Annotated in this window: 7 protein-coding genes; 3 read left to right on the top strand and 4 right to left on the bottom strand. The window is 67.0% G+C overall.

Annotated elements, in window-relative coordinates; genetic code table 11:
• Positions 1-235: 235 nt before the first annotated feature.
• The gene (locus OXU43_00755; GenBank protein ID MDD9823709.1) at positions 236-1,906 is read left to right on the top strand and encodes a formate--tetrahydrofolate ligase; all 1,671 of its coding nucleotides are present in this window, start codon (positions 236-238) and stop codon (positions 1,904-1,906) included.
• Between the two features lie 172 nt (positions 1,907-2,078).
• Positions 2,079-2,558, top strand: coding sequence for a tetratricopeptide repeat protein (locus OXU43_00750; protein ID MDD9823708.1), 480 nt, complete (start codon positions 2,079-2,081; stop codon positions 2,556-2,558).
• A gap of 81 nt (positions 2,559-2,639) precedes the next feature.
• On the opposite strand, the gene OXU43_00745 is transcribed toward OXU43_00750, so the two are convergent.
• The 4 genes from OXU43_00745 to OXU43_00730 are packed head-to-tail and all read right to left on the bottom strand — an operon-like array spanning position 2,640 to position 6,979.
• Positions 2,640-3,725: a DUF4340 domain-containing protein gene (locus tag OXU43_00745; protein MDD9823707.1), complete on the bottom strand. Its 1,086-nt coding sequence runs from the start codon at positions 3,723-3,725 to the stop codon at positions 2,640-2,642.
• Positions 3,722-5,134 carry a GldG family protein gene (locus OXU43_00740; protein MDD9823706.1) on the bottom strand — a complete coding sequence of 471 codons (1,413 nt, stop codon included), beginning with the start codon at positions 5,132-5,134 and terminating at the stop codon, positions 3,722-3,724. Before OXU43_00740 ends, OXU43_00745 begins: the two co-directional genes overlap by 4 nt.
• Positions 5,135-5,147: 13 nt before the next feature.
• Positions 5,148-5,891, bottom strand: a complete 744-nt coding sequence (locus OXU43_00735; GenBank protein MDD9823705.1) for an ABC transporter permease subunit — start codon at positions 5,889-5,891, stop codon at positions 5,148-5,150.
• A complete protein-coding gene (locus tag OXU43_00730) occupies positions 5,891-6,979 on the bottom strand; it encodes an ATP-binding cassette domain-containing protein (GenBank protein MDD9823704.1) in 1,089 nt (362 codons plus the stop codon). Before OXU43_00730 ends, OXU43_00735 begins: the two co-directional genes overlap by 1 nt.
• A gap of 218 nt (positions 6,980-7,197) precedes the next feature.
• Between OXU43_00730 and OXU43_00725 the strand changes: the two genes are divergently transcribed.
• Positions 7,198-8,385, top strand: a complete 1,188-nt coding sequence (locus tag OXU43_00725; protein ID MDD9823703.1) for a fatty acid desaturase — start codon at positions 7,198-7,200, stop codon at positions 8,383-8,385.
• Positions 8,386-8,473 lie beyond the last annotated feature (88 nt).

Below are 8,473 nucleotides of genomic sequence, written 5' to 3'. Positions count from 1 at the left end.
GGCTTGCGCCCTCGTCTTGCCGACTCCCCCTCAAGGGGGGAGTGGTGCGTAAGAACCGCTTTTCTTCCCCTCGATTGCGGAACGGCTTGTGGCGCCGCGGCACGAGGGCAGGCCGTCGTTCCGGGAGAGGCCGGCGCGCCGCTATTCCCCGCCCCGCCCGCAACTGCTAGCATAATCCCCTGTCGCCACCGCGGGGGCCGGTGTTCCGCACGTTGTTAAGGAGTCCGGAAAAATCATGTCCGATATAGAGATCGCGCGCCAGGCGCGCAAGAAGCCCATCGTGGAACTGGCCCGCGAGCAGCTCGGCATCGAAGCGGCCCACCTCGAGCCCTACGGCCGCTACAAGGCCAAACTCGCGCCGGAGTACATCGAATCCCTGCGGCAACGGGAGGACGGCCGGCTGGTCCTGGTCACCGCCATCAGCCCGACACCGGCGGGCGAAGGCAAGACCACCACCACCGTCGGCCTGGGCGACGCCATGAACCGAATCGGCAGGAAGACCCTGATCTGCCTGCGCGAGCCTTCCCTCGGCCCCTGTTTCGGCATCAAGGGCGGCGCGGCGGGCGGCGGACACGCCCAGATCGTCCCCATGGAAGACATCAACCTGCACTTTACCGGAGATTTCCACGCCATCGGCGCCGCGCACAACCTGCTGGCCGCCATGGTGGACAACCACATCCACCAGGGCAACGCGCTCGACCTGGACCTGCGTTCGGTCGCCTGGAACCGGGTGGTGGACATGAACGACCGCGCCCTGCGCAAGGTCGTGGTCGGCCTGGGCGGCGCTGCCAACGGCGTGCCCAGAGAGAGCGGCTACGACATCACCGTGGCCTCGGAAGTAATGGCGATCTTCTGCCTCGCGTCGTCGCTGCAAGACCTCAAGGAGCGCCTGGGGCGCATCGTAATCGGCTACAGCCGGCAGGGCAAACCGGTTTACGCCAGCGACCTCAAGGCCCACGGCGCCATGGCCGTGCTGCTCAAGGATGCGCTCAGGCCCAACCTGGTGCAGTCCCTGGAAGGCAACCTGGCCTTTGTGCACGGCGGGCCCTTCGCCAACATCGCCCACGGCTGCAACAGCGTCATCGCCACTCGCGCGGCCCTGAAACTGGCCGACTGCGTGATCACCGAAGCCGGTTTCGGCGCCGACCTGGGGGCGGAGAAATTCATAGACATCAAGTGCCGCATGGCCGGCCTGCGCCCCGGCGCCGTCGTCCTGGTGGCCACGGTGCGGGCGCTCAAGTACCACGGCGGCGCCGCCCTGGAGCGGCTGGGCGAGGAGGACACGACTGCCTTGCAAAAGGGGCTCGCCAACCTGGAGCGCCACCTGAGCAACATCCGCGACCATTACGGCCTGCCCTGCGTGGTGGCCGTCAACCACTTCCTGCGCGATACCGACGCCGAGGTGGAGCTGTTGCGCAAGCGCCTGGCGGAGCTCGGTTGCGAGGCCGTCGTCGCCCGCCACTGGGCCGAGGGCGGCGCCGGCGCCGAAGACCTGGCCCGCGCCGTCGCCGCCGTGCTGGACAAGGGAGAGGGCTCGCACCGCTACCTCTACCAGGACGACACCCCCCTGTGGGAAAAGATCGAGAACGTCTGCACCCGCATCTACGGCGCCGCCGGGATGGATGCCGCCCCCAAGGTGCGCGCCCGCATCGAAGAACTGGGCCGCGACTACCCCCGCTTCCCGGTATGCATCGCCAAGACGCAGATGTCCTTTTCCACCAACCCCGCCCTGCGCGGCGCCCCCATGGGCCACACCGTCGAATTGCGCGAGCTGCGGCTGGCCCACGGCGCCGGCTTCATCGTCGTGATCGCCGGCAACATGATGACCATGCCGGGCTTGCCCAGGGCGCCCGCCGCCGAAACCATAGACCTGGACGCGGACGGCCGCATCGTGGGCCTGTTCTGAAGAGGCGGCGGGGCGGCCGCCCCGGGCAGTTCGGCCAGGGGTTGCGCGACATGGGCGACATGCGCGCCATGGGGCCGCGAAGCGCCCGCCAGCGGCTCGACCCAAGGCGCGAGGCCATATAAAATTGCCCGTATCGCATGTTGCCGCAAAAAACGAGAGGAGGGTTGCGAAAATGAGAAAGCAAGGACTGGGATTTCTCTTACTGGGCGCGGGAACGGTTTTCTTTGCCGCCGCTTGTTCCGACGGCGGCAGCGCCTGCGCGAAGGCAGTAGAGAAAAGGGATTACCAAAAGGCGTTTCCGTTATGCCTGCCCCTTGCCAAACAGGGCGACTTGGAGGCGCAGAACGACGTGGGCCTGATGTACGAGCAGGGCAAGGGCGTGGCGAAGGATCATATGCGCGCCCTGGATTGGTATCGCAGGTCCGCCGAAGGGGGCTACAGCGTGGCGCAGAACAACCTGGGTTCGATGTACGAGAAGGGTCAGGGCGCGCGCAAGGACAATGTGCAGGCGGGCAAGTGGTACATCATTGCGGCGGCGCAGGGGAACATCGAAGGGTTTAAAAAGCTTGCTCTTTTGCGGGACAAGGTGTCGCAGAGCCAGCTGGAAGAGTCGCAAAAGCTGGCGCAAAGCTGGATGCAAAAGCATCAGTAGATTATTCGCCCTCGCGGCCATTCGACATCCCGTGCAGGACTGTCATTATTCGAGATAGATCGGACGGCTGCGGCGAACGGTTCACCGGCTCGCCTTCGTTCCCTGCCCGCAGGGCCCGTGCGCCGGGGCCGTCTCCGGCGGCAACAACTCGCGCAGCAGCGAGGCGCTGAAGCGGTACTGAATGCCCAGGTCCGGCCGGGCCAGGATCAAGGGCCGGCGAGCTACGATCCGAAACTCCAGCGGGCCGCCCGCTTCGGATTCGAGCAGGACCGTCTCGGGCGCGGCCGCGGTCGCCGCCGTCCCATCGCCCGCCGCATCGCCCGCATCGCCCGCCGCGCCTCCATTCTCCGCGCCCCCCGCATCCGCCGCGCCGCCCGCGCTGCCCGGTTCGGCCATCCCCTCCGCGGGCGCCGTTGCCTCCTCCGCTGCGTATGCCTCCACCAGGAACGCCCGCGCCCGCCGCCAGGCGCGGACGATGCGCGGACCGTCGAAGAAGCCGCCAGCGCCGGCGCTTTGCGCCTCCTTGCCCGCCCCGCTGCCCTCGCCGCCGCCGGCGTCTGCGGGCGGCCCGCCGGCGGCCGCACCGGGCGCAGGGCTGCGATGCAAATCGAAGCGCCTGCCGGCGTGGCACAGGGCGTCGGGGGAGTAGTCCGGGGGCAGCAATTCCTGGGCGGCGAAGAACAGGGCCTGGCTGGAGAGCATGGGATACAGCAAGTCTTCCGCCAGCAGGACCTGGCCGTCGTAGTGCAGATAGCGGCGGAGGTCCAGGGGATTGGCGGCGCCGAACGCAAGCCTGCGCCCGGCGACATGCAGCTGCGCCTCGGGCCGGTCCAGGCGGTAGGGCGCGAGGGCCAGCGGGGGCGCCTCGCCGACGACGACGATCCGCAACTCCCGCAGGTCTTGCAGCAGGCGCTCTATGCGCGACAAATCGGCGGGCAACTCCCGGGGGGCGGTCATGCGCCAACGGTCGGCCGGGCGCTCGAGCAGGACTTCGGGCTTGTCGCCGGCCTGTATGCGAATCTCGCGCACCGTGTCCGGTTCGAGGTCCGGCATCAGCAAGGGGCCCGGCGGCGCCAGCGCCTCGCGGCGCCACAGGGCCAGCGCCAGCACCGCCAGCGCCACGGTGACAAGGCCCAGCGCCAGGTTGACGCGGCCGCCGCGGCTCATCGCTTCTGCCGGCGCCAGCGCAAGGCGGCGCCCGCGGCCAGCAGCGCCGCGGGCAGCAACAACACGAAGGACATGGCCCGCAACACAAGGCTGCGCTGGGACAGGGCGAGCTGCGCGTCCTCGGGCTGCTCGGGGGGCAGCCCGAGGGCGGAGTCGGCGCCGGCCAGCCAGCTGACCATGCGTATGCCCAGTTCGCCGTTGCCGCCGTTCTGGAGGAGATTATTGGACAGAAAGTCGCCGTCGCCCAGGAAGATCGCCCGCTGCCGTTCGCCGCTGTCGCCGGAACCCAGGCTGCGCTCCAGCGCCAGGGCAAGGGTCAGGGGGCCGGGCAAGTCCGTCCCGGCATCGTATTGCACATGGCCGCTGAACTCGCCAGTCTCCAGCCAGGACTGGTCGCTGCTCAGCAGCAGGGGCTGCGAATGCCAGGCATCTCCCGCCGCCTCGTGCCGCTCTACGCTGCGGGTTTCCGCGAACAGGGTCAACAGGTCGAAACCTTCCAGCACGGGGTGTGTGGGATAGCTCTGGGCGTCGAGCAGCAGAATGGACGGGTCGCCCAGCCCCTGCAGCCGCTGAACATTGTCCAGCACGACTCCGTCACGGAATCGCACGCCCAGCGTCCGGGCCAGTTCCCGCCAGCCCTGGCGCTGCGTTTCCGGCTCGGGGTCGGACAGCCAGAGGATATTGCCGCCCTCGTTCCAGTAGCGCCGCAACAGCGCCGCCTCGGGTTGCAGGAGTTCGGTTCGGGGGCCGGCGATGACCAGCACGTCGGTGTCGGCGGGGATTCCCCCGACGGTACCCAGCGGCAGGTCCTTGACCTCGTAGCCGCGCCGTTCGAGCTGCGCGGTCCATTGCCGCAAGTCATGGTTGGCCTGGCCGTGCGCGCGGCGCTCGCCGTGGCCGGAGAGAAAGCGCAACCGCCACTTCCCTTCCGCGGACAACCGCCGCAGGACGTTGCGGAAATCTTCCCCGGCGTAGTTTTTTCCCAGGCCCTCGCGGCTGGGCCGCGGCTGGAGATTCTCGCGGCGCTGCCGGTATTGTACGAGCAGCTCTCCGTTCACCTGGATGCCGTATTCGCGCACCAGGTTCGGAGAGGCCAGGGGGTCTATGAAGTCCAACGCAATGGAGGGACGGACTTCCTGGTAGCGGGCGACGAAGTCGCGGACGGCTTCCTTGTCGCTCTCGCTGTGCACGAAGGCCGTGACCCGGATCTCCCCGCCCGCGATGCGCTCCAGCAGATCGCGGTCCGCCTGCGTCAGGCTGTGCCGGCCATCCGCCGACCAGTCGCTCTGCCAGGAGTACCGGACGCTCAGCCAGGCCAGGATACCGGTCAACGCGAGCAGCAGTACCAGGAAAGTGGCGTTGCCCATGTGTTCCCAGAGCCGTCGGCCGCTGAGGAACCTGGCCTTCATTAGTGCAACACCCTCAGTGCAACACCCTCAGGTTGTGGAGGCGGCGCACCGTCAAGGCGAGGAAAAAGCCGCTCAGCAAAAAGAAGTAAAACACGTCGGCGGTGTCCATCTGCCCGTGCAGAAGCCTGGAGTAATGACGGAATATGGACAGGTAGGTGCAAAGTTCGGCCATTTCTCCGGTCCACAGGTGGCGCGGCAACTCGATCAGCCATAACAGAAACAGTAGCGAGAAGGCGCCGAGGGCAGCCAGCATGGGCCGGGCGGTGAGGCTGGAGGCGTAGATGCCGATGGCGGCCATGGGCATCGCCAGCAGTCCAAAGCTCAGCGCCTGCAGCAAGAGCGGCTGGAATTGCAGGCGCACTGCCGGCAACAGCGACAGCGGCATGCACAGGATCAGGAGCAGCAGGCAGCCGAGCAGGCTCAGAATGCCCAGGTATTTCCCCAGGACGATATCGGGCAGGGACAGCGGCGAGGAAAGGAACAGGGTCATGGTGCCGGAACGGTGTTCGTCGCTGAACAGATGCATGGTGAAGATGGGCGCCGTGAGCAGCAGCAAGGTGCCCGCCGAAGAAAACAGCACGTAAATGGCGCCTTCGGCCAGGCTCTGCCCGCCCCCCCAGCTTTGCGCGATCAGCAGATTGCTGAAGAACACCAGCGCCAGCAGGAACTGGAACAGGGCGAACAGGCACCAGGCCAGCGGCGACAAGAGGCTGCGCCGCAGTTCGCAGACGGCAATAGAGAGAATGCCGGCGCGCATCAGGAGGACGGGGCGTCCGGCCGGGAGTCCAGCGGCGGGGCAGCCTGTCGCTCTTCCGCCGGGGCGTCCGCCGGGGCATCCGCCGGGGCGGCTGCCGGGGCGTCCGCCGGCGGCGGCACTTCCTCGACGGCCTCCGGCAGGGCCTCCGGGATATCCCGGGTCACCCGCAGGAAGGTCTCCTCCAGGCGATCTTCCTCGGGGATCAGTTCCAGCAGCCCCCACCCCTGCGTCGCCGCCATGCCGGCAAAGGCTTCGCGGATGTCTTCCCCAGGGGCATGGCGGATGCGGTAGCGCCGTTCGTCTATGGACTCTATCTCCACCCGCGCCTCCTGCAATTCGTCCGCTTTTTCCCGCAGGGTTTCCAGGGACGGCGGCCGTCGCAGGGCGACGCGAAAGCCGCGTTGCCCGGCGTCCCGGGCGAGCTGGGACAGTTGCCGGTCCAGAACGACCCGGCCGCGATTCAGGATCAGCACCCGGTCGCAGATGCCCTGCGCCTCCGCCAGGATATGCGTGGACAAGATAACGCCGCAGCGCTCGGCGATGTTGCGGATCAGGCGGCGGATCTCGTTGATTTGCAGGGGATCCAGACCGGATGTAGGTTCGTCCAGGATAACCACCGGCGGTTCGTGCACAATCGCCTGGGCGATCCCGACTCGCTGCCGGTATCCTCTGGAAAGCTTGCCGAGCAACTGTCGCCCGTTGTCTTCCAGACCGCAGGCGTAGCGGGCCCGTTTCGCGGCGGCGCGCGCCTGCCGCCGGGTCAAGCCGCGCAGACGAGCCCAATACCTGAGGTATTCGTCCACGGTCAGGTCTTCGTAGAGGGGCGGCTGCTCCGGCAGGAAGCCGAGGCTGCCGCGGGCCCGCAGGGGCTCTTCAAGCAGGTCGTGGCCGGCGACGCGGATGGCGCCTTCGTTCATGGCCAATACGCCGGCAATCATTTTCATGAGGGAAGTCTTGCCGGCGCCGTTGGGCCCCAGCAACCCCAGCACCTGCCTCCGTTGCAGGTCGAAACTCACGCCCTGAACGGCGGCCAGCGGCCCATAATAGCGGGACACCCGTTCTACATTGACCAGGGAACCTTCCTCCATGACGCATATTGTCTCCTTCCCGTATGGATACGCAAGCGCGGCCCGCCGCGCCGTCCGGCCTCCCCCGTCTCCGCGGGGGGCGCAGGCAGGGCTGACGGGCATAGCGGCGAGGTGCGGGCTTGCAGTATAATAGGGTCTCACTTATCGAGGGGATGGGGAAGCGTGCGGATTACCTCATATTTCTGCCTTGTCCCCTCTTGCCTGATAGAGGGGAAACCATGAGCGGATACTTCTTGTTGCCTTGGTGGGGCCATGTGCTGGCCGCGTTGGCCCTGACGCATGTCACCATTGCCTCCGTCACCATCTTTCTGCATCGGCACCAAGCCCACCGGGCGCTGGAGTTGCACCCGGCCGTGAGCCACTTCTTCCGTTGCTGGCTTTGGCTGACCACCGGCATGGTGACCCGGGAGTGGGTATCCGTGCATCGCAAGCACCACGACAAGGTGGAAAGCCTGGCGGATCCGCACAGCCCGCGCATCCACGGCATCCACAAAGTGCTTTGGGGCGGGACCTGGCTGTACCGCGCGGAGGCCGCCAAGCCGGAGACCCTGCGCGATTACGGCCAGGGCACGCCCGACGACTGGCTGGAAAACAAATTGTATGCGCGCCATCCTTGCCTCGGCATCCTGCTCATGCTGACCGTCAATCTGCTCCTGTTCGGGGCCGCGGGCGTCCCGATCTGGGCCGTGCAAATGATTTGGATCCCGTTCTTTGCGGCGGGCGTGATCAACGGCCTGGCGCATTGGTGGGGCTACCGCAACTTCGAGTGCCCGGACGGCTCCACGAACCTGACGCCGCTGGGACTGCTGATCGGCGGCGAGGAGATGCACAACAACCATCACGCCTTTACCGGTTCCGCCAAGTTTTCCGTCAAGCCATGGGAATTCGATATCGGCTGGCTCTATATCCGCGTCTTGCAGGCGCTGGGGCTGGCCCGAGTCAACAAGCTCTTCCCGCAACGGCCCGTCCGCGATCACAGCAAAAAGATCGCCGACCTGGATACGCTGGCGGCCGTGCTGGGCAACAGGCACCACGTTATGGCGGCGTATCTGCGGGAAGTGGTGTCCCGGGTTTGTCGTCAGGAGATCCGACGGCAGGCCGACCGGCCGACTCGCTCGTTCCTGCGGCGGTATCGCAAGTTGCTGGTCCGCGACAAATTGCTCCTGGGCCCGGCCGCCGAAGAACGCCTGCAGGAGATGTTGCGGAGCAACAAAACGGTGAGTACGGTGTATCAGTACAAGCAGCGGCTACAGTCGCTCTGGCAACAGAAGACAGCGACCCGCAAGGAACGGCATGCGCGCCTGCGGCAGTTGAGCGATTGGTGCCGGCAGGCGGAGGAGACCAGGATCCAGGCCCTGGCGGACTTCGCCGCCAAACTTCGCGGCTACACCTGCCAGACCGCCTGATCCCGGTCCTGGCCCCTGAGCAATTCCCCTGGCCAATTCGCAAATCGGCCGCGGGCTCCGCAAGCGGGAATCTCAGGAATCGGACGGC

Source organism: Gammaproteobacteria bacterium, from assembly GCA_028817255.1.
In the GTDB taxonomy this organism is placed as follows: Bacteria; Pseudomonadota; Gammaproteobacteria; order Porifericomitales; family Porifericomitaceae; genus Porifericomes; species Porifericomes azotivorans.
This window is presented reverse-complemented; position numbering and strand designations above follow the sequence as displayed.

Coding starts and splice junctions, on each gene's coding strand:
- OXU43_00755 (MDD9823709.1), top strand. CDS start 236: ATGTCCGATATAGAGATCGCGCGCCAGGCGCGCAAGAAGCCCATCGTG.
- OXU43_00750 (MDD9823708.1), top strand. CDS start 2,079: ATGAGAAAGCAAGGACTGGGATTTCTCTTACTGGGCGCGGGAACGGTT.
- OXU43_00745 (MDD9823707.1), bottom strand. CDS start 3,725: ATGAGCCGCGGCGGCCGCGTCAACCTGGCGCTGGGCCTTGTCACCGTG.
- OXU43_00740 (MDD9823706.1), bottom strand. CDS start 5,134: ATGAAGGCCAGGTTCCTCAGCGGCCGACGGCTCTGGGAACACATGGGC.
- OXU43_00735 (MDD9823705.1), bottom strand. CDS start 5,891: ATGCGCGCCGGCATTCTCTCTATTGCCGTCTGCGAACTGCGGCGCAGC.
- OXU43_00730 (MDD9823704.1), bottom strand. CDS start 6,979: ATGGAGGAAGGTTCCCTGGTCAATGTAGAACGGGTGTCCCGCTATTAT.
- OXU43_00725 (MDD9823703.1), top strand. CDS start 7,198: ATGAGCGGATACTTCTTGTTGCCTTGGTGGGGCCATGTGCTGGCCGCG.